This is a genomic window from Paraburkholderia kururiensis (assembly GCF_034424375.1).
GTDB classification, from domain to species: Bacteria; Pseudomonadota; Gammaproteobacteria; order Burkholderiales; family Burkholderiaceae; genus Paraburkholderia; species Paraburkholderia kururiensis_A.
Window position 1 is genome coordinate 4,199,455 of record NZ_CP139965.1, and the last position, 22,901, is coordinate 4,222,355.

The 22,901-nt window shown below is 64.6% G+C and carries 22 protein-coding genes and 1 pseudogene; 18 read left to right on the plus strand and 5 right to left on the minus strand.

What is annotated here, in order from left to right; translation table 11 throughout:
- Positions 1–8: 8 nt before the first annotated feature.
- Together U0042_RS18895 and U0042_RS18900 are read right to left on the minus strand one after the other, a co-directional pair.
- Positions 9–1,823 (minus strand): tetratricopeptide repeat protein, encoded by a 1,815-nt coding sequence (locus U0042_RS18895; RefSeq protein WP_114813798.1) that lies wholly within the window; start codon positions 1,821–1,823, stop codon positions 9–11.
- The gene (locus U0042_RS18900) at positions 1,820–2,506 is read right to left on the minus strand and encodes a glycosyltransferase (RefSeq protein ID WP_114813800.1); all 687 of its coding nucleotides are present in this window, start codon (positions 2,504–2,506) and stop codon (positions 1,820–1,822) included. Before U0042_RS18900 ends, U0042_RS18895 begins: the two co-directional genes overlap by 4 nt.
- A 384-nt stretch (positions 2,507–2,890) precedes the next feature.
- Here U0042_RS18900 and U0042_RS18905 point away from each other — a divergent pair, with 384 nt between their 5' ends.
- The 10 genes from U0042_RS18905 (at position 2,891) to U0042_RS18950 (ending at position 11,104) form a co-directional block, all read left to right on the plus strand.
- Positions 2,891–3,754 carry a hypothetical protein gene (locus tag U0042_RS18905; RefSeq protein WP_114813802.1) on the plus strand — a complete coding sequence of 288 codons (864 nt, stop codon included), beginning with the start codon at positions 2,891–2,893 and terminating at the stop codon, positions 3,752–3,754.
- Positions 3,755–3,921: 167 nt separating this feature from the next.
- The gene (locus U0042_RS18910; RefSeq protein ID WP_114813804.1) at positions 3,922–4,347 is read left to right on the plus strand and encodes a sugar 3,4-ketoisomerase; all 426 of its coding nucleotides are present in this window, start codon (positions 3,922–3,924) and stop codon (positions 4,345–4,347) included.
- Positions 4,348–4,395: 48 nt separating this feature from the next.
- Positions 4,396–5,505, plus strand: coding sequence for a DegT/DnrJ/EryC1/StrS family aminotransferase (locus U0042_RS18915; RefSeq protein ID WP_114813806.1), 1,110 nt, complete (start codon positions 4,396–4,398; stop codon positions 5,503–5,505).
- A gap of 17 nt (positions 5,506–5,522) precedes the next feature.
- Positions 5,523–5,912 carry a glycosyltransferase family 2 protein gene (locus tag U0042_RS18920; RefSeq protein ID WP_114813808.1) on the plus strand — a complete coding sequence of 130 codons (390 nt, stop codon included), beginning with the start codon at positions 5,523–5,525 and terminating at the stop codon, positions 5,910–5,912.
- 3 nt (positions 5,913–5,915) lie between these two features.
- Positions 5,916–6,473, plus strand: coding sequence for a hypothetical protein (locus tag U0042_RS18925; RefSeq protein WP_157977877.1), 558 nt, complete (start codon positions 5,916–5,918; stop codon positions 6,471–6,473).
- 81 nt (positions 6,474–6,554) lie between these two features.
- Positions 6,555–7,220, plus strand: a complete 666-nt coding sequence (locus tag U0042_RS18930; RefSeq protein WP_114813811.1) for an acetyltransferase — start codon at positions 6,555–6,557, stop codon at positions 7,218–7,220.
- 18 nt (positions 7,221–7,238) lie between these two features.
- Positions 7,239–8,189 (plus strand): hypothetical protein, encoded by a 951-nt coding sequence (locus U0042_RS18935; protein WP_198665384.1) that lies wholly within the window; start codon positions 7,239–7,241, stop codon positions 8,187–8,189.
- 34 nt (positions 8,190–8,223) lie between these two features.
- Complete coding sequence (locus U0042_RS18940) at positions 8,224–9,162, plus strand: GNAT family N-acetyltransferase (protein WP_114813813.1); 939 nt, start codon at positions 8,224–8,226, stop codon at positions 9,160–9,162.
- Positions 9,163–9,191: 29 nt separating this feature from the next.
- Positions 9,192–10,013, plus strand: a complete 822-nt coding sequence (locus tag U0042_RS18945) for a phytanoyl-CoA dioxygenase family protein (RefSeq protein ID WP_114813816.1) — start codon at positions 9,192–9,194, stop codon at positions 10,011–10,013.
- Positions 10,010–11,104, plus strand: coding sequence for an FkbM family methyltransferase (locus U0042_RS18950; RefSeq protein ID WP_157977878.1), 1,095 nt, complete (start codon positions 10,010–10,012; stop codon positions 11,102–11,104). The genes U0042_RS18945 and U0042_RS18950 overlap by 4 nt, the downstream gene beginning before the upstream one ends.
- A 14-nt stretch (positions 11,105–11,118) precedes the next feature.
- Here U0042_RS18950 and U0042_RS18955 read toward each other — a convergent pair whose 3' ends face one another.
- Entirely contained in the window at positions 11,119–12,156 is a 1,038-nt protein-coding gene (locus tag U0042_RS18955; protein ID WP_114813964.1) for an aldo/keto reductase, read from the minus strand.
- A gap of 132 nt (positions 12,157–12,288) precedes the next feature.
- On the opposite strand from U0042_RS18955, the gene U0042_RS18960 reads away from it, so the two are divergent.
- The 5 genes and pseudogenes from U0042_RS18960 to U0042_RS18980 form a co-directional block, all read left to right on the plus strand.
- Complete coding sequence (locus U0042_RS18960; protein WP_114813821.1) at positions 12,289–13,197, plus strand: LysR family transcriptional regulator; 909 nt, start codon at positions 12,289–12,291, stop codon at positions 13,195–13,197.
- Positions 13,198–13,501: 304 nt separating this feature from the next.
- On the plus strand, positions 13,502–15,793 hold the full coding sequence (locus U0042_RS18965) for a nitric-oxide reductase large subunit (RefSeq protein ID WP_114813965.1): 2,292 nt from the start codon (positions 13,502–13,504) through the stop codon (positions 15,791–15,793).
- A gap of 72 nt (positions 15,794–15,865) precedes the next feature.
- Entirely contained in the window at positions 15,866–16,177 is a 312-nt protein-coding gene (locus U0042_RS18970) for a metal-sulfur cluster assembly factor (protein ID WP_114813823.1), read from the plus strand.
- Between the two features lie 4 nt (positions 16,178–16,181).
- Positions 16,182–17,378 (plus strand): hypothetical protein, encoded by a 1,197-nt coding sequence (locus U0042_RS18975; RefSeq protein ID WP_232833501.1) that lies wholly within the window; start codon positions 16,182–16,184, stop codon positions 17,376–17,378.
- Positions 17,379–17,419: 41 nt separating this feature from the next.
- Positions 17,420–17,659, plus strand: a pseudogene (locus U0042_RS18980) (DUF2249 domain-containing protein); the annotation flags it as partial.
- A 287-nt stretch (positions 17,660–17,946) separates the two neighbouring features.
- Here the strand turns inward: U0042_RS18980 and U0042_RS18985 are convergent.
- Positions 17,947–18,363, minus strand: a complete 417-nt coding sequence (locus U0042_RS18985; protein WP_114813827.1) for a putative zinc-binding protein — start codon at positions 18,361–18,363, stop codon at positions 17,947–17,949.
- A gap of 249 nt (positions 18,364–18,612) precedes the next feature.
- On the opposite strand from U0042_RS18985, the gene U0042_RS18990 reads away from it, so the two are divergent.
- The 3 genes from U0042_RS18990 to U0042_RS19000 all read left to right on the plus strand — a co-directional run bounded on the left by U0042_RS18990 (position 18,613) and on the right by U0042_RS19000 (position 20,835).
- Positions 18,613–19,083 (plus strand): Rrf2 family transcriptional regulator, encoded by a 471-nt coding sequence (locus U0042_RS18990; protein WP_114813829.1) that lies wholly within the window; start codon positions 18,613–18,615, stop codon positions 19,081–19,083.
- Positions 19,084–19,152: 69 nt separating this feature from the next.
- The gene (locus U0042_RS18995; RefSeq protein ID WP_114813830.1) at positions 19,153–19,569 is read left to right on the plus strand and encodes a PAS domain S-box protein; all 417 of its coding nucleotides are present in this window, start codon (positions 19,153–19,155) and stop codon (positions 19,567–19,569) included.
- A gap of 63 nt (positions 19,570–19,632) precedes the next feature.
- Positions 19,633–20,835, plus strand: coding sequence for an NnrS family protein (locus U0042_RS19000; protein ID WP_419150443.1), 1,203 nt, complete (start codon positions 19,633–19,635; stop codon positions 20,833–20,835).
- Positions 20,836–20,902: 67 nt separating this feature from the next.
- On the opposite strand, the gene U0042_RS19005 is transcribed toward U0042_RS19000, so the two are convergent.
- Positions 20,903–22,687 (minus strand): methyl-accepting chemotaxis protein, encoded by a 1,785-nt coding sequence (locus tag U0042_RS19005; RefSeq protein WP_114813832.1) that lies wholly within the window; start codon positions 22,685–22,687, stop codon positions 20,903–20,905.
- Positions 22,688–22,901: the final 214 nt, after the last annotated feature.

Consider the following 22,901-nt stretch of genomic DNA (forward strand, 5'->3'; position numbering starts at 1 on the left):
CACATGGCTCACGACGCGCTCGCCACGCGCGCCTGCCACATGCCGTCGAACGCGGCTTCCAGGTTGCGCGCGAAACGCGCTGCGTCGCACAGCGGCGAGGCCAGCACCGAATCGCGCAACGCGCCGCGCAGTGCAGCCAGCCGTTCGCGGTCGTGCGCAAAGGCCACGGCCTTCGCAACGTAGTCGTCGTTGTCTTCGGCGATCCAGTCTGGCAGCCCCGCCGAATGCAGCATGCTCGTGCAGATGTTCGAGAGGAAACGGTCGCCGCGACGGCACAGCACCGGCACGCCCATCCACAGCCCTTCCACGCTCGTCGTGCCGCCCGGATAAGGAAACGGACTCAGCGCAATGTCCACGCGGTTGTAGGCCGCGAAGTATTCGTTGCGCGGCGAGCGGCCTTCCAGAATCAGACGCTCCGCGCCGATGCCGTGCGCCGCGAAACGGCGCAGCGTGGTCTCGCGCGCGAACGCGGCATCGAGTTGCGCCGCCTTGAGGAAGAGCCGCGAGCCCGGCACCGCGTGCAGCACACGCGCCCACACGGCCACCACCGCGTCGTTCATCTTCATCAGATGGTTGAAGCAGCCGAACGTGACGTGCTGCTGCGCGAGCATCGGCAACGGGCCGACAGCCACCTGTTCCGCGGGCGGCGTGAAGCAGAGATAGCTGTCGGGCAGACGCCAGAGCTTCTCGACGAACTGCGCCTCGCTGCCTGCGGGCAACACGTGCGGGTCGCCCAGCACGTAATCGATCGACGCGAGCCCCGTGCTCGCGAAGTAACCGAGCCAACTGACCTGCAACGGCGCGGGTCGCCACGCAAACACGGGCAGCCGGTTGAAGTTCATGTGGCCCGAGAGGTCCACGAGCATGTCGATGCGATCTTCGCGAATACGTTGAGCCGCCGCTTCGTCGGAGAGCGCAGCGAGATTCGTCCACGCGGCGAAGCGCGGCTTGATGCGCGCAGTGAGCGCGTCTTCGAGCCGGCGCGTGGGATATGCCACGAGTTCCAGCCGACGCGGATCGACGTGCGCGAGGATGCTCTCCAGAAAATGCCCCGTCGGGTGCACCTTGAAGTCGCCGGATACGAGACCTACGCGCAAAGGCTGGCCTTCACGACGCGGCTCGAGCGGCACGTTCCAGCTCGTCCACGGCCGCGCCCGCGCACTCACCTCTTCGCCGAACGCGCGCGCCTCGTCCAGATACCCCGCCGGGCTCAGGTCCTCGCGATAGCTGAGGATGAACAGCAGATTGCTGCGCGCCGACGCGAGATCGGGCCGCAACGCAATGGCGCGGCGATAGCTCGCAATCGCGCCGTCCAGATCGCCCAGATCCACCTGCGCGTTGGCGAGGTTGTTGTAGGCCTCCGCGTGATCGGGCTTGAGCGCGATCACCGTCTTGAAGCACTGCACCGCCTCGGCAAACTTCCCGTCGTCGCGCAGCATGTTGCCGAGGTTGTTGTGCGCGTGGATGTAGTCGGGCTTGAGCGCAATGGCCTGGCGATAGCTTTCCATCGCGGCCGCGCGCTTGCCCATCGCGCCCAGGGCGTTGCCCAGATTGCTGTAGTAGATCTCGCTCGCGCGGTAGGTGAGCGCGGCCATGATGAGCTCCATCGAGCGCGCGTAGTTGCCTTCGTGATACGCGATGAGTCCGAGCAGATGCAGCGCGTCCGGATGGTTCGGCTGCGCCGCGAGAATCTGCCGGTAGACGGCCGCCGCCTCCGCGAAGCGCCCCACGTGCTGAAGCGCGAGGCCGCTTTCGATGGGCGGCACGGCGCCGGCCGGTGCCGGCGCGCCCTGAGGAAACGAAGCCGTGGGCAACGTGCTCATTCGCCGTATTTGCGCAGATAGCGTTCGTAACCGGCGCGCCACGACGGCGTGCCGAACGCGCCGCCGCTCTCGTGCACGACGCTGAGAGGCCAGGTGCCCATACGCAGCCCCTTGAGTTCGGCCTGGCGGCAGAAGTCCATGTCGTAGAAATGGAAGTCGAACTGCTCGTCGAAGCGCACGCCGCTTTGCACGAGGCGCTCGCTGTCGGCAATCAACATCAGCCCGTCGAGCAGCTTGCATTCGACGCCCGCCGGACCGAAGCGCGACACGTTATTGCACGGAAAACCCTTGCCGTGCCCCACCACGCCGCTCAGATACTCGCGCGCGTCCCACTGAAAGTCCGGCGTGACGAAAGCCCACGCCGGCTGGCGCGGCACGCGCCGCGTGTTGCCCGCAAGGCCCACCACGTCGAAACGCTGCACGGCTTCGTAGATGCGCTCCATCCAGAAGAAGTCGCACAGCGAGATGTCGTCGTGGACGAACACGAGGATCGCCGGGTTCTGCGCGGCATGGTCGATGGCGCGGTTGTAGATGGTCGACAGGCCCGCCGAGTTGTTGTCGAACAGCAGCAGCTGCGCGGGCGGCGTGTGGTGATAGAGCTTCAGCGAGCGACCGAGCGCGGAGTTCGCGACGAAGTCGGCTTCGTTGTGGCGGGTGCCGCAAACCAGGCGGATGGGCTTCATGGGGGAGAGACGAAAAATGGAAACGGCCCGGCCTGGCACGTATGGGCGGCCCTCCGGAGGATGAGCAAGCTTAGCGCTGACGTCCGGCTTTCAATCGACGGAAAAGCACCTTGTTTCCAGCCCATTTTGGACAGCAGCGCCGGCACGCAAAGGCCGGCTGCCGTGCGTTTTCGGCACATCGCCAAGGCCGCCTGGCGCCCGAAACCATCGGCCACGTCGCAGCCTTGGCCCCGAAATAGGCAGGAATTGGCTTGCTGTTCCAGCGATAAGAACGGGCGCCCGGCATTCAAACTCCTGCCTTGCGTGGGTCCCTTGGCCCCTCCTCGCGCGGACACGACGCAAGCAAGTCGCGGGCAACCGGCGAGCAACTTTCAGAGGCAGATCATGCTTGAATCATCACGGCTGGCGGCCGGCAACCGGCGCATCGAGATCCATCAGATTTTCTACTCGGACGAAACACGCCTGCTGCTCGACCCCGGCTTCATTCCGCTCGACAACCGCGGCGGCCGCGCGGACTGGCGTGAATACTGGCCCATCCGCATGTTCCTGTTCTCGCGCGCGTTGAAGGAAGACACGCTCTACGGCTTCTTTTCGCCGCGCTTCGCGCAGAAGACGCTGCTCGACTCCAGCGTTGTCAATGCGTTCATTGCGAGCGTGCCGGCCGATACGGACGTCATCAGCTTCTCGCCCTACTTCGATCAGGGCGCGTTCCATCTGAACACCTTCGAGCAGGCGGCCACCAATCACCCCGACATCTGGCGCGTGTTTGAAAGCGCGGTGCCCTATGTCGCACCCGGGTTCGATCCGCACACGCTCGCCATGGACTCGCGCTCCGCCATCTTCTGCAACTACTTCGTGGCCACGCCCGCGTTCTGGCGCCGCTGGCTGCTTGCCTGCGAAATGCTCCTTGGCGTGGCGGAAGGCGGCAACGGCGAGCTTGCCGCACTGCTCAACGGGCCGGTGCCCTACGGCAGCACGATGGTGCCTGCGAAGGTGTTCGTGATCGAGCGCATCGCGTCTTTGCTGCTCGCCACCGAGCCGCACTGGCGCGCCGCGCGTTTCGATCCGTTGAGTCTGCCGATGTCCGGCTCGCTCGTGTGCCCTTATCCGGGCGAACTCGCCATGCTGGACGCGTTGAAGCTCGCTGCCATCGAAACTGGCGACGCCGGCTACCTGGAGCTTTTCGAGCGCACGCGCGGCGCATTGCTGGACGCCGCTATCGAAGCAAGGCGCGCGGTCACGCAGTAAAGCCGCTCTGCGGCCCACTCACGGAATTGGGGCAAAACGCCCACTCTGTTTGGCGGATTGAAAGGCGCCCTGCGGGACTAAGCTTTAACCAGTCATAAAGCCGTGCGCGGCGGCTCCCGCGCCACGCGCGCTCAACGTCAATGGACAGAGCCAGGAGGAACGTGGTCATGCCACTCAACGACTGCAGGATCATCGAACTGCCCAAGATTACCGACCCGCGCGGTAATCTCACGTTCGTTGAGGGCGACAACCACGTCCCGTTCGACATCAAACGGGTCTATTACCTCTACGACGTGCCGGGCGGCTCGGACCGCGGCTCGCACGCGCACCGCAACCTGCATCAGTTCGTGATCGCGATGTCGGGCAGCTTCGACATCGTGCTCGACGACGGCGACCGGCAACGGCGCTTTCATCTGAACCGCTCGTATTACGGCCTCTATATTTGCCCGATGATGTGGCGCACGCTCGACAACTTCTCGTCGGGCGGCGTGTGCATGGTGCTCGCCTCCGCAGCATTCGATCCCGCCGACTACATTCGCGATCACGACGAATTCCTGCGTCTCGCGCGCAACCCCGAGGCCGCCACGGTCTGAGCAAACGGTCCGGGCACATTCTGGCCGCCGGCGCACCGGCAACGACGCATGAAAATCGATTTCCTGAATCTCAAGCTGGCCAACGCGCGCTACGAAGACGAAATCCGTAGCGCGGTGGGCCGCGTCATCGACTCCGGCCGTTACGTGCTGGGCGAAGAAACGCTCGCCTTCGAACGCGAATTCGCCGCGTATTGCGGCGTGGAGCACTGCATCGGCGTAGCGAACGGGCTCGACGCGCTGCATCTGATTCTGCGCGCCTATGGCATTGGCCCCGGCGACGAAGTGATCGTGCCGTCCAACACGTTCATCGCGACGTGGCTCGCCGTGAGCCAGGCCGGCGCGCGCATCGTCCCTGTCGAACCGGACCCGAAGACCTGCAACCTGGACCCGCAGCGCGTCGAAGCCGCCATCACGCCGCGCACGCGCGCCATCATGCCGGTGCATCTGTACGGCCAGCCGGCCGACATGGACCCTATCAACGCGATTGCGCGCAAGCACGGCTTGCGTGTGATCGAAGACGCCGCGCAGGCGCACGGTGCCCGCTATCGCGGCCGGCGTGCGGGCAGTTTGGGCGACGCCGCAGGATTCAGCTTCTACCCGGGCAAGAACCTGGGCGCACTCGGCGACGGCGGCGCCGTTACGACGAACGACCCCGAACTCGCCGCCACGTTGCGCAAGCTGCGCAACTACGGTTCCGAGGTGAAGTACCGGCACGATCTGGCCGGCGTCAATTCGCGTCTGGACGAAATGCAGTCCGCCGTGCTGCGCGTAAAGCTGCGTTATCTCGACGAGGACAACGCGCGCCGCGCCGCGCTGGCAGGCGCTTATGCCGAGGCGCTCGCCAAGGCGCCGCTGCAATTGCCTGTGGCGCTGCCGCATGTGGGGCCGGTCTGGCATCTCTTCGTCATCCAGACGCCGCATCGCGATGCGTTGCAGGCGCACCTGACCGAACGCGGCATCGGCACGCTCGTCCACTATCCGATTGCAAGTCATCACCAGCGCGCCTACGCAAACGAGACGTGGCCCGATCTGCCCATCGCCACGCGTTTGCAGTCTGAAGTGTTGAGCCTTCCCTTTGCCACGTATCTGCAGGCCGAGCACGTACATACCGTCGCGCAGGCCGTGATGGACTACTTCGGCGGCGTTTCGGGCCCATAAACCGCGCCCATAAACTCATGACCATCACGACCCTCATTCCGGCTTACAAGCCGAAGTACCTCAACGAGCTGCTGATCGCGCTCAAGCACCAGACGCTGAAGCCGGCGCGCGTCATCGTTTCCGACGACAGCCCGGACGGCGCATTTCTCGCCGCGTTGCAAAGCGAACCGCTCAAGAGCGCGACGGCGGACATGAACATCGAAGTGATCCAGGGTCCACGCGCGGGCGGCATCGAAAACTGCCGGCATTTGCTGAGGACCTGGAATGGCGCGACGCCGCTCGCCCACCTGCTCTTCGACGACGACGTCATCTATCCCGAGTTCTACGCGTTTCACGCCGCGGTGCATGCAGGCGGCGCGTTCGACTGCTCGGTGAGCCGCCGGTGGACTGCGCTCGAGTCCGGCTAGCCCGTGAGTCAGTTGCCGCGTCCGGACGCGGTCGTCCAGCATCAGCAGCGCGTGTTTTCGCTGCCGCCCGAGCTTGCCTTCGCGTTGACGGTGCCGGCGTGCAACAACTGGCTCGGTGAATTTTCGAACGCGGTGTTCACGCGCGACGCTGCGAACCTGCTGCTCGATACGACGCTCGCCGGCATTTCGTACGTCGGTCTCGCGGACATCGGGCTCTTTCTCTCGGCGAGTCTCAGAAAGCCGCTGTGCGTGATCAACGACCCGCTCGGCTACTTCCGCCTGAGCCCCCAGCAGATCACGCAGCAGACGACGAGCCACGCGTACAAGCTCGCCGTGCTCGCGTGGGCCGCGCTGGGCGTCGCAGGACAGCGCCTCGGCAAGTTGCAGCATGAACAGGCGGCACAGTGCTACCGGACCGTGGACGCCATCATCGCAACCCGCATGGCGGACGTGGCGAACATGGCGCCCTTCAGCGCGTTGATGCGGGAACTGGCCGCAGGCGTGCCGGGCGCCGACGACCGCTTCCTCGGGCAATGGCACGCATTCATTCCCGCGGGTTGAAGTGCGGGTGACGCAGTACAGGTAGACGCGGTGTGAGCAGCCTCGGTCATCCATAGCCGGGGCTTTGAAGGAGGAGCAAAGATGGCCAGCAAACTCGTATTGATCGGCGCCGGCGAAATGGCCGAGATCGCAGACGAATACTTCACGCACGATTCCGACTACGAGGTCGTGGCGTTTTCGGTGGAGCGCGACTACATCCGCCAGCCGGAACTCAACGGCAAACCCGTGGTGGCGTACGAAGAGCTGGAAACGCTCTACCCGCCTTCGGAATACACCGTGTTCGTGGCGATTCCGTCGTCGCAGCTCAACGCGTTGCGAACGCGTTTCTACCTGGACGCGAAGAAGAAGGGCTACCGCTTCGCTACTTACATCAGCTCGCGCGCGTTCGTCTGGCGCAACGCGGTGGTCGGCGAAAACACGTTCATCTTCGAGAACAACGTGATCCAGCCGTTCGTGACCATCGGCAACAACTGCATTCTGTGGAGCGGCAATCACGTGGGGCATCGCAGCGTCGTGAAGGACCACACGTTCATCTCGTCGCACGTGGTGATCTCGGGCTACTGCGAGATTGGCGAATACTGCTTCCTCGGCGTGAACAGCACGTTCAACGACCACGTGAAGGTGGGCGACCAATGCGTGATCGGCTCGGGCGCCCTCATCACCAAAGACACCGAAGCCAACCGCATCTACGTTGCCACGGGCGCGAAGCAGGTGCCGGGCAAGCTCGCAACCGAAGTGGACCTGTAAGACCTCCACCGCACGCACATGACGACGATTCATTGGGAAAAACTGGGCGCCGTTTTTCATACCGCGACGCAAGGCAAGCCGTGGATGAAGAACTCGGCGCTCACGCCCACGCCTTTCAGGCTCGATGACCGCACGATTCGCGTGTATGCGGGCTTTCGCGACGAAGCGGGCGTAAGCCGCATCGGCTACGTGGACGTGGACGCCGAAGACCCGCGGCACGTTCTCCATGTTGCCGATGCACCCGTGCTCGACATCGGCCGCAACGGCTGCTTCGACGACAACGGCGTCATTCTGGGCGACGTGGTGCGCGGCCCGCGCGGCGTGTACATGTTCTACGTGGGCTTTCAACTCGTGGCGAAGGCCAAGTTCCTCGCATTCAGCGGCGTCGCGCTTTCCACCGACGGCGGCCACTCGTTTGCGCGCCTCAGCGAATCGCCCATTCTCGATCGCGCGGCGGGCCAGTCCACCATCGGCGCCATCCATACGGCACGCTTCGAAAACGGCCGCTGGCGGCTCTGGTACGCATCCGGCGACGATTGGGAAATCATCGACGGCAAGCCGTTTCCGCAATATCACATTCGCTACGTGGAAGCCGACGACCTGCTCGACGTGCCGCGGCGAGGCGACCTCTGCGTCGACGTGCGCGGCAGCGAGTACCGCATCGGCCGGCCGCGCGTCTACGTGATGGGCGGCGAGCACGTCATGTATTACACGAAGGGCACGCGCGAAGGCGACTACTTCCCGGGGCTCGCGCGCTCGCCCGATGGCAGGCGCTGGACGCGGCACGACGATCAGCTCGGCATCGCGCTCTCCGCGACGGGCTGGGACTCCCAAACGCTCTGCTACCCCGCGTTGATTACCGTGCGCAACGACACCTACATGTTCTACAACGGCAACAACATGGGCTACGACGGTTTCGGCTGCGCAAAAGCGACGGGCGTGACGCTCGACGAGATCGAACCGCGCTGAGCCGCACGGCGACACACTGAACCTCAAACGCGCCGTGGACACGACGATCTCGCTCAAGCCCTATTCGACCGAAGACGCCGCCCTCTGGGACCAGACGGTGCGGCAGTCGTGCAACGGCAATCTGCTGCATCTGCGCGGCTACATGGATTACCACCGGGACCGGTTCGAAGACTGTTCGTTGATCCTGTTGCGCAATCAGAAGCCCGTGGCCGTTTTTCCCGCGAGCCGCAGCGGCGAGACCGTGAGTTCGCACGGCGGGCTCACCTACGGCGGACTGCTTCACACCGAGGACCTGGGCACGCACGACACGTTGCTCGCCTTTGCCGCCATTCGCGAACACTACCGCGGGCTCGGCGTGCAGACCGTCGTCTACAAGGCCGTTCCGGCCGTGTTTCACCGCCTGCCCTGCCAGAACGATCTCTACGCGTTGACCTGCGCCGGCGCGAAGCTGGTTCGGCGCGATGCGTCGTCGGTGATTCATCTGCAAGAACCGTTTTCGTTTTCGAAGGGCCGCAAGTGGGCTATCAACAAGGCGAAGAAATGCGGCGTCACGGTTCGGCAGTCGCATGACTTCGAGCGCTTTCACGCGCTGCTTGCGCAGGTGCTCGGGAAGTTCGGCGCGAAGCCCACTCACTCGTGCGCCGAACTGGAATTACTGTCCGGCCGCTTTCCCGATGCCATCACGCTGCACGTCGCAGAGCAGCAAGAGGCGCTGCTTGCCGGCGTCGTGCTGTACGACTTCGGGCACGTGGTCCACACGCAATACATGGCGAATTCCGACGATGGCCGCGAAATCGGCGCACTGGATCTGCTAGTAGCCGAACTGATCGCGAAGTATCACGACCGCACATTCTTCAGCTTCGGCATTTCGACCGAAGAACAGGGATTGAAGCTGAATGCGGGGCTCATCGCCCAGAAAGAGGCGTTCGGCGCACGCACCGTCGTGCACGACTTCTATTCGTGGCCGCTTTGAATCGAACCGCCTGATATCTCACCCAGACAATGAGCACGCTCGACCAACACGTTATCTGCCACGGCATCACCGAAAGGCACACATCGGCCACGGACATCGACTTCTGTGTCGAAGAGATTTTCACGAAAGGCTATAGCGTGATTCGCGGCAGCTTCGATGCCGCCACGATCGCGCGCGTCTCCGAGTATTCGGACAAGTCGTATCAGAAGCAGTGCGAGGCGCTGGGCGGCGAACAGAACCTGGCGCGAATCAACGACGCGAACATCGCGAGAGCGCCGTGCGCCGATTTCGATCTCTTCATCGATGTCGCGATGGACCCGAAGGTGCACGCAGTGGCAGATGCGCTGCTGGGCAGGAACTACATCCTGTATTCGCAGAACGCCATCATCAACGTGCCCACGACGAACCACTATCAGTTCTCGTGGCATCGCGACCTGAACTACCAGCACTGGACTTCGTCGCGCTGTCTCGCGTTGAGCGCGCTGCTTTGCGTCGATCCGTTCGACGACATCACGGGCGGCACTTACGTACTGCCTGCCACGCACAAGGTCGAGAAGTTTCCGTCCGACCGCTATGTGCTGGAAAACCAGTTGTGCGTGCACGCGCAGCCCGGCGACTGGATTCTGTTCGACAGCATGCTGTTTCACCGCACCGGCAAGAATTCGTCGAACGCGAAGCGGCGCGCCGTCAATCACATCATCGTGCCGCCGTTCATGGCCCAGCAGTACGACTTCATGGGCATGATCGGCGACCGGTTGAAGACGCACGAACAACGCGTGTTCTTCGGCCAGGGCAGGCAAACGGCACCGTCCGCCATCGAATGGCGGCAAAGCAGGATCAACAGGCTATGACCTCTCTCCACGAAACCATCGACGCGCTGTTCGAACGCGCGGCCCGCGAACTCGACGCGAAGACAGCTGCGTTCGACCCGAACAATTTCTGTCTGCTCGGCGCGGGCAACATGGGCCGCGCGGCGCTCGCGCAGTTCCGGCAGATCGGTGTCGAGCCGCGTGGATTCATCGACGACACGCCGGGCAAGCGCGGCACGATCATCGAAGGGTTGCCGGTGTTCGGCGAGCGGCCCGATGCTTCGACCACGGTGATCGTGTGCATTCACAACCCGCGCCACGACTACCTCAAGACGCTGCAGCGATTCGGCCCGAACACGCTGTCGTTCATGCATATTCCGTGGCTCTTTCCGCAACTGACGTTCGCCCATGCCGCGCACCCGGACGTCTATCGCCGCTATCGCGACGACATCGTGGCGCTGTACGAAGCGCTGGCCGATGAAACATCGCGTCGCACGTTCCTGGAACAGCTCACGTTTCGCCTCACGCTCGAATGGAACTTCGAAGAGCATTCGGCCACGCCGTATTTCCCGGCCGGCATCGGTCTGCCGTTCGAGGAGAAAGTGAGCTTCATCGACGCGGGCGCCTTCGACGGCGACACGGTGAAGCTCTTCGTCGAGCACTTTCCGCGTCCGGGCAAGATCGTCGCGATCGAAGCGGACCCACAGAATTTCGCGAAACTACAGGCTTATCTCGAGGCGCTCGGCATCGACCACGTCGCGCACCACGCGGCCGTGGATGGCAAAGAAGGCGAACTCCGGTTCGACGCGACGGGCGACATGGCGGCGCGGCTGTCCGAAAACGGACAGGTCGTGGTGCGCTGCCATACGCTCGAACACTTCATGAAAGACGTGGACGGCCCGTGCTATGTGAAGTTCGACGTGGAAGGCGCGGAGTCGGCCATCATCACCGAATCGCTGGACCTGCTGCGCGAGAAGAAGCCCATGCTCGCCGTGAGCATCTATCATCACGCGCCCGACATGATCGAAATTCCCTTGCAGCTGCATCGGCTCGGGTATCGGCTGTCGATGCGCTATCACGGCATCGACGGCGCCGATCTGGTCTTGTACGCGATGCCGGGCGAATCCCATTAAGGCATTTCCCCCCCTCACCCCCGCATCGGCGCATTAACCCTCGCAAACGCCTCCTGCCGTCGATACGGAAAGTACGGATAAGGCGCCGTAACGGCGCTTGCCGCATCCAGGCGCGCCACCTGTTCCGCCGTGAGCGACCAGCCCACGGCGCCCAGGTTCTGCCGCAACTGCGCCTCGTTGCGAGCCCCGATGATCACCGACGACACCGTGGGCCGCTGCAGCAGCCAGTTGAGCGCGACCTGCGGCACCGTCTTGCCGGTCTCTGCGGCCACGTCGTCGAGCGCATCGACCACGCGGTAGAGATACTCGTCGTCCACCGGCGGCCCGAAGCTCGCCGTTTCATGCAGGCGGCTGCGTTCGGGCAGCGGCGCACCGCGCCGCACCTGGCCCGTGAGGCGCCCCCAGCCCAGCGGGCTCCACACCAGCGCGCCCAGCCCCTGGTCCGCGCCGAGGGGCATCAGGTCCCACTCGTAGTCGCGGCCGATCAGCGAGTAGTAGACCTGGTTGGCCACATAGCGCGGCCAGCCGTGCTGGTCCGCCACCGCGAGGGACTTCATGATCTGCCAGCCCGCGAAATTCGATACGCCCACGTAACGCAGCTTGCCGGCACGCACGAGGCTGTCGAGCGTGGCCAGCACTTCTTCGACGGGCGTGGCCGCGTCGAAGGCGTGCAGTTGCAGCAGGTCGATGTAGTCGGTGCCGAGCCGGCGCAGCGCGTCGTCCACCGCGCGGACAAGACGAAAGCGCGAGGTGCCGGCGTCGTTCGGGCCATCGCCTGTCGGCAGGCCGGTTTTCGTGGAGATCAGCACGCGGTCGCGGCGGCCCTTGATGGCGGCGCCCAGCACTTCCTCGGAGGCGCCGTTCGAGTACACGTCGGCGGTATCGAAGAGATTCACGCCCGCGTCCATACAGATGTCGATCAGACGGCGAGCCTGCGTGGCGTCCGTGTTGCCCCACGCGCCGAAGAGCGGCCCGCTGCCGCCGAACGTGCCGGCCCCGAAGCTCAACGCGGGCACCTTGAGCCCCGACTGTCCAAGCGCGCGATATTCCATGTCCATGGCGAATTCCTTTCCTGGTTGATTCGTCGATGCCGTTGAATGGCTGTTGCGCGGCAGACTGTAGCCCTTGCGGCTTTTCCTGATAATCGGGTAGGTTTCGAAAAAATATTTCGGGAGTGCCGAAAAGTGATTCTGGAGAACCTCGCGCTGTTTCTGCGCATCGTGGAGAAAGGCGGGCTGGCGGCGGCGGGGCGCGACTTCGGACTTTCGCCTGCCACGGTCTCCGAGCGGCTGGCCTCGCTCGAGAAGTACTACGGCGCGGCGCTGCTCGTGCGCACCACGCGCGCCATCAGTCTCACGGACGAAGGGCGCATGCTCGTGGCCGGCGCGCGGCGGCTGCTGGCCGAAGCGGAGGAAGTGGAAAGCACCATCAGGCTCGGCATGCATACGCTCTCCGGCCCCATTCGCCTGAGCGCGCCGCTCGACATGGGGCGGCGGCGCGTCGTGCCGATCCTCGACGCCTTCATGGCCGACCATCCCGGCGTCACCGTAGACCTGCACCTGAGCGACGGCTACGTCGATCTGGTCGGCCAGGGGCTCGACTTCGCCATCCGCCACGGCATGCTCGCGGACAGCTCGCTACGCAGCCGGTCGCTGGGCGGGTATCGCCGGCTTGTGTGTGCCTCGCCCGCATACCTCGCCGCGCACGGCACGCCGCAGCATCCGGGCGACCTCACGGCGCACGACTGCATCGTGGTGCGCTTCGGCCAGGACCTTTACGGCGAGTGGCCGTTTCGCATCGACGGCACGATCCAGCGCGTGATGGTGCGCGGCCGCCGCGTGGCCAACGACGGCGGACTCGCGCGCCAATGGTGTCTGGACGGCCACGGCATTGCGCTGAAGTCGCTGTTCGACGTGCAGGCGGACCTCGCCTCGGGCGCGCTGGTGGAACTGCTCGCCGACTATTCGGCGGGCGACATCGACCTGCGCATCGTGTATCCCGCAAGCGCCGTGCAGCCGCGGCGCGTGCGCACGCTGATCGACTGCATTGCGGAGGCGTTCGAGCCCGCGGCCGCCGCAACGTCCTCCATATAGACACGCCCACGCGCCGCCTTCCGCGGTTTCTCCGCCACGCGCCTCGCTTCAAGAGGCTGTGACCAAACAGCGCAGCCCACTTGCGCCGCTGCGACGGTCAACGCGCCTAAATACATATTTTCAATATATTTTTCGTCCGGACTCGCCATGGTGAGTCCGCCATTCAGCTTGCTTTTCGCGCTTTACATCCCTTTCCGGCGCGACCTATGATGCCAATAACATTTACTGAAAATGAATGTTTAACGCCTGCGAGCCCAACGCGATCGCAGACACATTTGCGGCATCCGCTGGGAAGGAGAAGAAAGTGCAATCTACGCGTCGTTTATGGACATGGCTCGGGCTCGTCTGCCTGCTGTCATTTGGGGCCTTGCTGTGGCTGGGCAGGGAAATCTATCTGTCGGCACCGCCGATTCCGAACGAGGTCGTGACCGAAAGCGGCCAGCCGCTCTTCACGGGCGACCAGATCCGTCGCGGCCAGCAGGTGTGGCTTGCCGCAGGCGGACAACAGGTGGGCACGGTATGGGGCCATGGCAGCTATGTGGCGCCCGACTGGTCCGCCGACTGGCTGCACCGCGAAGCGCTGCGGCTGCGCGACGTGTGGGCCCAACAGCAGTTCGGCAAGACCTGGCAAACGCTTCCCGCCGATCAGCAAGGCTTGCTCGACGCACGGCTGCAACGCGAAATGCGCGCCAACCGCTACGACGCCGCCTCGGGCCGGCTCACGGTGTCGGACGCGCGGGCGGTCGCCATTCGCGAGGTCGCCGCGCACTACGAAGGCCTGTTCGGCACGGACGCCTCGCTCGATACGCTGCGCGACCAATACGCGATGACCGCGGGCTCGGTTCCGAATGCCGCGGACCGCACCGCGCTCGCCTCGTTCGTGTTCTGGTCTGCGTGGTCGGCCACCACGAACCGGCCCGGTCAATCGGACATCACGTACACCAACAACTGGCCGCATGAGCCGCTCGTCGGCAATACGCCCACGGTGGCTAACGGCATGTGGTCGATTGCGAGCGTGATCCTGCTGCTCGGCGGCATCGCCGGCATGATGTGGTACCACACGGCGCATAGCAGCGACGAAACGCCGGCGCAAACGCCCGCTACGGACCCGCTCTTCAACGTCGAGCCCACGCCCTCCATGCGCGCGACGAAGAAGTACTTCTACGTGGTGATCGCGCTGTTGCTCACGCAGGTCGGGATGGGCGCCATCACGGCGCACTACGCGGTGGAGGGGCACACCTTCTTCGGCTTGCCGCTTGCCGAAGTGCTGCCCTGGGTGGTGAGCCGCACGATCCACACGCAGCTCGGCGTGCTGTGGATCGCAACGGCCTGGCTTGCCACGGGCCTCTACATCGCGCCGCTGCTCTCGGGGCGCGAACCGAAGCTGCAAAAGCTCGGCGTCGACGTGCTGTTCTGGGCGCTGATCTTCATCGTGGCGGGGTCCACGGCGCTTGGCTGGATCGGTTCGTTGCAGCATCTCGGCACGAACTTCAGCTTCTGGCTCGGCAATCAAGGGCTCGCCTATACGAGCATGGGCCGCGTGTGGCAACTGCTGCTGTTCGTGGGTCTGCTGTTCTGGCTGTTCCTGCTGGGTCGTGCGCTGCTGCCCGCACTCAAGGACCGCAACACGAGCGGCCGCGGTTTGATCGCCATGGTGTTCCTCTCGGCTACCTGCATCGGGCTCTTCTACGCGTCGTCGCTCGCGTGGGGCCAACACACGCACTACTCGATGATCGAGTACTGGAGATGGTGGCTCGTGCACCTGTGGGTGGAAGGCTTTTTCGAAGTCTTCGCCACGGCAGTGATCGCGCTGATCTTCTCGCGGCTCGGGCTGATTCGCATCGAAAGCGCCAATCGCGCCATCGTGCTCGAAACCATCGTGTTCCTTTCGGGCGGCATTCTCGGCACGCTGCATCACCTGTACTTCACCGGCGCCTCGACTGCCGTGATTGCCGTGGGTGCCGTGTTCTCCGCGTGCGAAGTGGTGCCGCTCGCGCTGATCGGCCTGGAAGGCTGGCACACGTATCGCAGAACGGAAGCCGCACCGTGGGTGCAGACCTACAAGTGGGTGATTCTCTGCTTCGTGGCCGTGGGCGTGTGGAACACGGTGGGTGCGGGGCTGCTCGGCTTCGCCATCAACCCGCCCATCTCCCTCTACTACGTGCAGGGTCTCAACATGACGCCGGCCCACGGCCATGCCGCGCTCTTCGGCGTGTACGGCATGCTCGGCATCGGCCTGATGCTGTTCTGCCTGCGCGGCCTCTCGCCGCGCGCCGCGTGGGACGACACGCTGCTCAAGCCCGCCTTCTGGCTGCTCAACGTGGGGCTCTTCATGATGGTGTTTCTCTCGATTCTGCCTTCGGGCATCTACGAAGCGTGGGCGAGCGTCAGCAAGGGACTCTGGTACGCGCGTTCGCCTGAGATCGTGCACGCGCCCATCATGCAGGCCCTCGTGTGGATGCGTGTGCCTGGCGACGTGCTGTTCGCCGCGGGTGTGCTCTACCTGGGCTGGTTCGCGCTGCGTCTGCTGCGCCGCGTGGAGCCTACGCGACTGCAACCGGTCGCAACGGCGAAGCGGGTTACGCAACGCGTTTGAGCGGCAAGGGCGCGTGCGGCACGGACCGCTGCACCGCAGGCGCCCTGCACTCGCATTGAATCGAGGATTGCCATGAACACGATCATTGCCGCAATGCGCGAAGCGCTGCGCACCGTGGTGGACCCCGAAGTAGGCGTGAACGTTGTCGATCTCGGGCTCGTCTACGACATCGTTCTTGCGGAAGGCCGCATCAGAATCGACCTCACGATGACGTCGCCCGCATGCCCGATGGGCGAGATGATGCTCGACGACGTCAAGGCCGCCGCGCAGGCTGCTGCACCGGCCGGCGTACCAGTGGACGTTGAACTCGTGTGGGAACCCGCCTGGGACCCGGCCATGATGAGCGACGCGGCGCGCGATGCGCTGGGCTGGCTCGAGAGCTGACAACATGAACGCCGCGCGTTTGCTCCTTCGCTGTGCCAAGGCGCTTGCTGCCGTCGTGATCGCGCTGATGCTCGCGTGCGCCTTGCTGGCGGGTCTCGCGCGGCTCGGCGTGAGCGTGCCCGCGCACGCGGCGGCGAATGCGGCGTGGCACGGCGTGCTGATGCTGCCTGTGTTCTTCGGCGGACTCGTCAGCCTTGAACGCGCGGTCGCGCTGCAACGGCGTCTCTATTTCGTGGCGCCTGCTGCGGCGATCCTCGCGGGGATCATGCTGGTTGCGGGCGTGTCGCCTGTGGTCGCTCAAGTGTTGCTCGTGTTGGCCGCGACCGTCGCGCTCGCGGCGAACGTTCGCGTGCTGCAACGCCAGCGCGCGTTTCACCTCTACATGCTCGCGCTGGCGGGGCTGTGCGGATGGTTCGGCAATGTGGTCTGGTTCGCTACAGACAACGCACTGGATGCGGTACCCGCGTGGCTCGCGTTTCTCGTGCTCACCATCGCAGCCGAGCGCCTCGAACTCACGCGCATGCTGCGTCTGCCGCGCTTCGCGCGGCATAGCTTCTGTGTGCCGGTAGCGGGGTTGCTCGCGAGCCTGCCGTGGGCACTGTGGCAACCCGCAAGCGGCATGCGGCTCTTTGCAGCGAGCCTCGTGCTGCTCGCTGCGTGGCTCGTGCGCTACGACATCGCGCGCTACACCGTACGTCAACGCGGGCTCACGCGGTTCATTGCGGTGTGCCTGCTGAGCGGCTACGCGTGGCTCGCGGTAAGCGGCGTGCTCGGCTTCAGCGGCGCGCTGTTGCCGGGCCACCCCTGGCACGACGCAGCGCTGCACGCGCTCACACTCGGCTTCGTGTTTTCGATGGTGTTCGGCCACGCACCCATCATCCTGCCGGCGCTCACGCGGTTGCCGGTGAAGTACCTCCCGGCGTTCTATCTGCCTCTCGTCGCGCTCCACGGCGCACTCGCGCTGCGCGTAACGGGCGGGCTTACCGATGCATTCGCGCTGCGCCTGGCGGGCGGCACAGCGAGCGGCGCGGCGATTGCCCTCTTCGCGCTGACCTTGGCCGCGGCGGTAGTGGCGGCGCGGCGCGCTCGTGGCGCTCGTGGCGCGAACAGCAAGCGCGGTCCGCACGATTCCCACGGCGCACGTGCCGGTGAACCACGCGCGTTCGCCCAACGCCCCTCGCGCGACGCGGACGCATCCTGATCTTTCCCACTCCTGAATTTTTCTTCTCAACGGAGCTTTCCATGACCGACAGTTCGAGCCTCAACACCTTCATCTTCGACGCACGCGGCATTGCGAAGCGGCTGCGGCACGCCGCGATATTCGGCGCCATCGAATCGCTCGCGGACGGCGAGCGCATGCGCTTCGTCAACGACCACGATCCGCTGCCGCTGCTGTATCAGATCGAACAGCGCTACGGCAGTCAGGTGCGCATCGAGTACGTGGAACGCCGGCCACAGCAGATCGTGATCGACTTCGTCGTCGCGTTGGATGCTGCCCTGGCGGCAAACGATGCGGGCGAAACGGCGGGTTGCGCGGGCGGGTCGGCGGCCGGCGGCTGCGGGTGTAGCGGCTGAGGTTGGCAGCAGGGCTGAAACCGGCGGCGCACACGTTGTGGCGACTGCCAGCGGCTCAGACGCATCGCGTCATCGGCATGCGAATGAAGGCGACAGCGAGTCGAGGCAGATGAAGTGTGCAGGATGGGCTAAGGCGCCTACTGGAAAATGGAAGGCGCCTTAGCCGCCTACGTTTTCCGGATAACGTCTGCCAGTCAGGCGATGTGATGCGTCGGCTCAACCGACACAACCGACGCTTCGGCCGCAAGCTCAAGCGCTTCCTGCTCCGCTGCTGCGAGTACGCGCTCGGCGTCAGCGGGATCGAAGTCCATGTGGAAGCGCTTTCTCACGCCTTGCTGGTCGAGCTGAAGATGCCTGGCCGGCTCGATGCCGTGCCGGGCCAGCGCACTCTTCACGCAGACGAGCGGGCAGCCGTCGATGGCGAGGATAGGCCGTCCCGAATGCGCGACTTTCAGCAGGGCCGGAACGTCGCCGCCCACGCCCGCGATGCAGGACATCTCGGCCTTGCCGCGGCGGTCCAGCTGCAGCGCCACATGGTTGGCCAGTTGCGCGGCGCTCGAACAGCCCGAGCACGAATACACGAGCGGTAGCGCTTTTCTTTCGTTACCCATCTTCGTCACTTCTCCCTGTTGCGTTGAGACGCGGCCTCCTGCTCCATATGATTTCTCAACGTTAGAACATTTAGCGTTGCGCGACGCGGGCCGCACCTTGGGGATTGTCGCACTACAGGGACGCAGCGGCTTGATATCGATCAGTACGTCTGCGCGCTTCGCTGCGAGAGTTCGTTATGTCGACCACGCCGTAGAGTGGCGCAAAGGTGGCTTAAAAGATATAGTATCCGCATATCTTAAAGGTGCTCCATGAGACTGACGGACTTTACGGACTACAGCTTGCGCGTGCTGATCTACGTGGCCGTGCGCGACGACGAGCTGGTCACGATTCAGGAAATTTCGGACACGCTCGGCATTGCGCGCGGCCACCTCGTGAAGATCGTTCATGCGCTAGGCCGCGCCGGCTACCTGGACACGATTCGGGGCCGTACCGGCGGACTACGGCTTGGCCGCCCCGCGAATCGCGTCACGGTGGGCGACGTGGTGCGCACAACGGAGCCCGACTTCCGCATGGTCGAATGCTTCGACACCGAGGGCAACAAGTGCGTGATTACCGCGGCATGCGGTCTGCGCGGGGTCCTGGGGCGTGCGTTGCGCGCCTACATGGAAGAGCTGGACAAGTACACGCTGGCGGATATCGCCGCCGAACGCAGTACGCTCGCGCGGCTGCTGGGAAGTGCGGCGACGGTTCGGCCACTCGTCAGGATGCCGAAGCAATAGGTGCTTCTTCGCGAAGCAACGTAAGCCGTGACAGACGCAACGGCGCGAAACCGATCCGGGAGCAGCACGATGGAAGAAGCCACTGCATTGAGCGAACGCATCATCGACGACATGGCCGACGCCATGATCTACGCGAACCGGTCGGGTGCGATCGAGCGCTGGAACCGCGCCGCCGAGGCGCTGTTCGGCTTCACCGCGGCCGAAGCCCTGGGCAGCCGGCTCGACCTGATCATTCCCGAGCATTTGCGCGCCGCCCACTGGCGCGGGTTCGATGCAGCCATGGCGAGCGGCACGACGCGTCTGCATGGCCGCGCCACGGTCACGCGTACCGTCGACAAGTCGGGACGCAAGCTCTACGTCGAAATGAGTTTTGCACTGGTGCGCGACCAGCAAGGCACGGTCTGCGGAACAGTGGCGGTCGCGCGTGACGTCACCGCGCGCGTGGAACAGGAACGGATGATGGCGCGTCACGGCGGCGCCGTGTAGTCGTCGCGCGGGCGCGTGCACAGGCATGGAGCGGCATCGCGCCCACGAGTCAGGAGAAGCAACATGATGAAAATCAGCGAGCCCTTTTCGGGCCACCCACATCGGCCTGGAACGGCGCTACCCGTTCTGCGTCTCGGCTTTCGGCCGTTTTATCTCGGCGGCGCCGTGTTCGGCGCCATCGCGATCGCGCTGTGGCTGCTGGGACTTCACGGCGCCGCGGTGGCAGGCCGTTCGCCGACCCTCAGCGGCGTGATCTGGCATGTGCACGAAATGATCTTCGGGTTCATTGCCGCGATTGTCGTGGGCTTTCTGCTCACGGCCGTGCGCGCGTGGACGCAACTCGATACGCCGCGCGGCGCACCGCTCGCCGCACTCTGGCTGCTGTGGGCAGCGGGGCGTGTGCTGGTGTGGTCGGGACCTGAACCGGTGGCCGCGGTGGTCGATTCGCTCTTTCTTCCCGTGGTGGCGGTGGTGCTGCTGCGCGTGCTCAAGGCTGCCGGCAATCGACGCAACATGTTCCTCGCCGTGGCGCTCGCGCTGCTCGGCGTGTTGAATGCGCTCTTCCATGGGTGGGCGTGGGACGGCCGCGCCGACCTCGCCTTGCGCGCCGCCTACGCGGCCACCGGGCTCGCCGTGATGTTCGTGGCCGTCATCGCTGGCCGCGTGGTGCCGATGTTCACGACGAACGCCATTCCAGGCTTCACGGTGCGCCGCTTCCAGCCTGTGGAAACGCTGGCCGCGCCGCTCATGGTCGTGACGCTCGCCGCGGACGCAGCCGGTGCGCCGGCGTTACTCGTGGGCACCTGCGCAGCAGTAGCGGCCGTGGTCCACGCCGTCCGAATCTTCGGGTGGCGCTCGTGGCGCGTCGGCGCGCGGCCCATTCTCTGGATTCTGCACGTCGCTTACCTCTGGCTGCCCGTCGGCTTCGCGATGCTCGCGCTGGCGGCGTTCGACGTCCTACCGCATTCGCTCGCCATCCACGCGCTGACGGTGGGCGCGATGGGCTGCGCGATCATCGCCATGATTACGCGCACGGCGTTGGGCCACACTGGACGCAGGCTCGTTGCAGGACCGTACGAGATCACGGCTTATTGGCTCATGATCGCGGCCGCCGTGGTGCGCGTATTTGGGCCGCTCGTTGTGCCCGCGATGACGGGCACGTGGATCGATGCCGCCGCGGGATGTTGGTGTGCGGCGCTGGTGGTCTACCTGCTCAGGTACGCGGGCTATCTGACTTCGGCGCGGGCCGATGGTAAGGATGGCTGAGCGAATTCCGAAGCAACGCGATGGGAGCGTAACAACGCGTTTTTCTGCTCAACCGCGAAGCCTGTAATCAGAACGTCTCCCAGTCCTGGTTCGACTGGGTCGATGCTGCTGTTGCGGCTACTGCAACGGGTGCGGCCGTGGGAATCGCCGTTGCAGCAGCAACCCGTGGCTTCTCGACAGGCTTCGTAGCTCGTGTGACTACCGCTGCCTTTTGCGCGGTGGCCTTTTGCGCGGTGGCCTTCGTCGTAACCGCCTGCACGCGCGGCTTGCTGTGCGTCGCAATGGCAGACACGGAAGCAAGGCCCGCATCGGCGAGCTTGAAGACGGCCACTGCGCCCGTCAGATTGACCGCCTGCTCTTCGAGCGAATGTGCGGCCGCGGCAGCCTCTTCGACGAGTGCCGCGTTCTGCTGGGTCACTTCGTCCATCTGCATGACGGCTTGATTGACCTGCTCGATGCCGCGGCTCTGCTCTTCGGATGCCGCCGCGATTTCGCCCACGATATCCGACACCTGTTTGATGGCCTGCTTGACATCGGCCATCGTGGAGCCCACGTCGCCGGCCTGCTTCGCGCCGTCGTTGATCATCGCGACCGAGGTACCGATCAGTTCCTTGATTTCCTTCGCCGCCGATGCGGAGCGCTGCGCGAGGCTGCGCACTTCGCTCGCCACCACCGCGAAGCCGCGGCCCTGCTCACCGGCGCGCGCGGCTTCCACCGCCGCATTGAGTGCGAGGATGTTGGTCTGGAACGCGATGCCTTCGATCACGCCCGTGATGTCGGAAATCTTCGTCGAGCTGCTGCTGATGCGCTCGATCGTGCCCACCATGGACTGCACGGCCTCGTTGCCTGCGTCGGCCATATCGGTGGCGCGCGTGGCGAGTCCGTTCGCTTGCCGCGCGTTGTCGGCGTTCTGCTTCACGGTTTCGGTCAGCTCCGTCATGCTGGACGCCGTTTCTTCGAGCGACGCAGCCTGCTCTTCGGTGCGCGCGGAAAGGTCGGTATTGCCCGCGGAAATCTGGCGCGCCGCGACGGTCACGGACTCGGCACTCGACTTGATGCCGCGCACGGTCTGGCTCAACTGCTGGTCCATCGTCTTCAATGCTTCGAGCAACTGACCGAATTCGTCGCGCGAGTACACGGTGATCCGGTTCTCGAGCTGCCCGCCGGCGATGCGGTTCGCCACGCCCACCGCTTCGCCGAGGGGCTTCGTGATGGCGCGCGAAAGATAGAGCATGGCGCCCGTGGCGCCCACGATGCCGAGGCCAATCAGCGCGATGGAGACCCAACGGATGGTGCCGAAAGTCGATTCGCTGTCCGTAACAGATTCCTTGGCCTCGTGCTCGTTTTCGACGAAGTCTTCATCGATCGACCTGGCGAGCGCCGTGTTCAACTGAGCGTTTTTGGTGACGAGGTCGGCCACTGCGTCATAGTTGCCGGCCTCGAGCCCCGAGATCTGCTCGCCCGCAACGGCCTTGAACTGCGACAGCGCGGTGTTCAAGCGGTCCGCGATCTCATGTTCCTGGGCGCTGCTGACGCGGGCCGGATAGTAGTCGTGCCAGCTCTTGTCGATTTGCGCCAGATCCGCGCGCATCGACTCGAGGCTGGCCTTCGTCGCCGCGGGGTCGCGAAACGACACGGCGCGACGAACCTGCAGGCGGATATCGAGTTGCGCGGCGCGTACGTCGGAGAGGTCGATGATCGGGATGACGTTGCCCGTGTACGTGTTGTTCACGTTCGAGTTCAACCGCGAAAGACCCATTTGCCCAAACACGCCGACCGCGATGATAAGCGCGATGCAGACAGTGAAGGCGAGAACGATCTTGAATCGAATGCTTTGTGTGAGAGTGTGCATGCTGCGTCCGTGATGAGCCGAATCGTTGTATGCGGCGCAATTGCGCGCTTTTTTTGCGGCGGATGGTGAGCATGTTTTACGGCGGTTTTCATCGGGACTTGAGCGCATGGAATGTCCTGCATTCCTGAATGTCTCGCAAAGAGCCCGCTGAACAGCCGTTGCGCCGATCAGGGCTACAAAATCTTTTCTTTTATTTGCAAATAGCTTTCTTTCC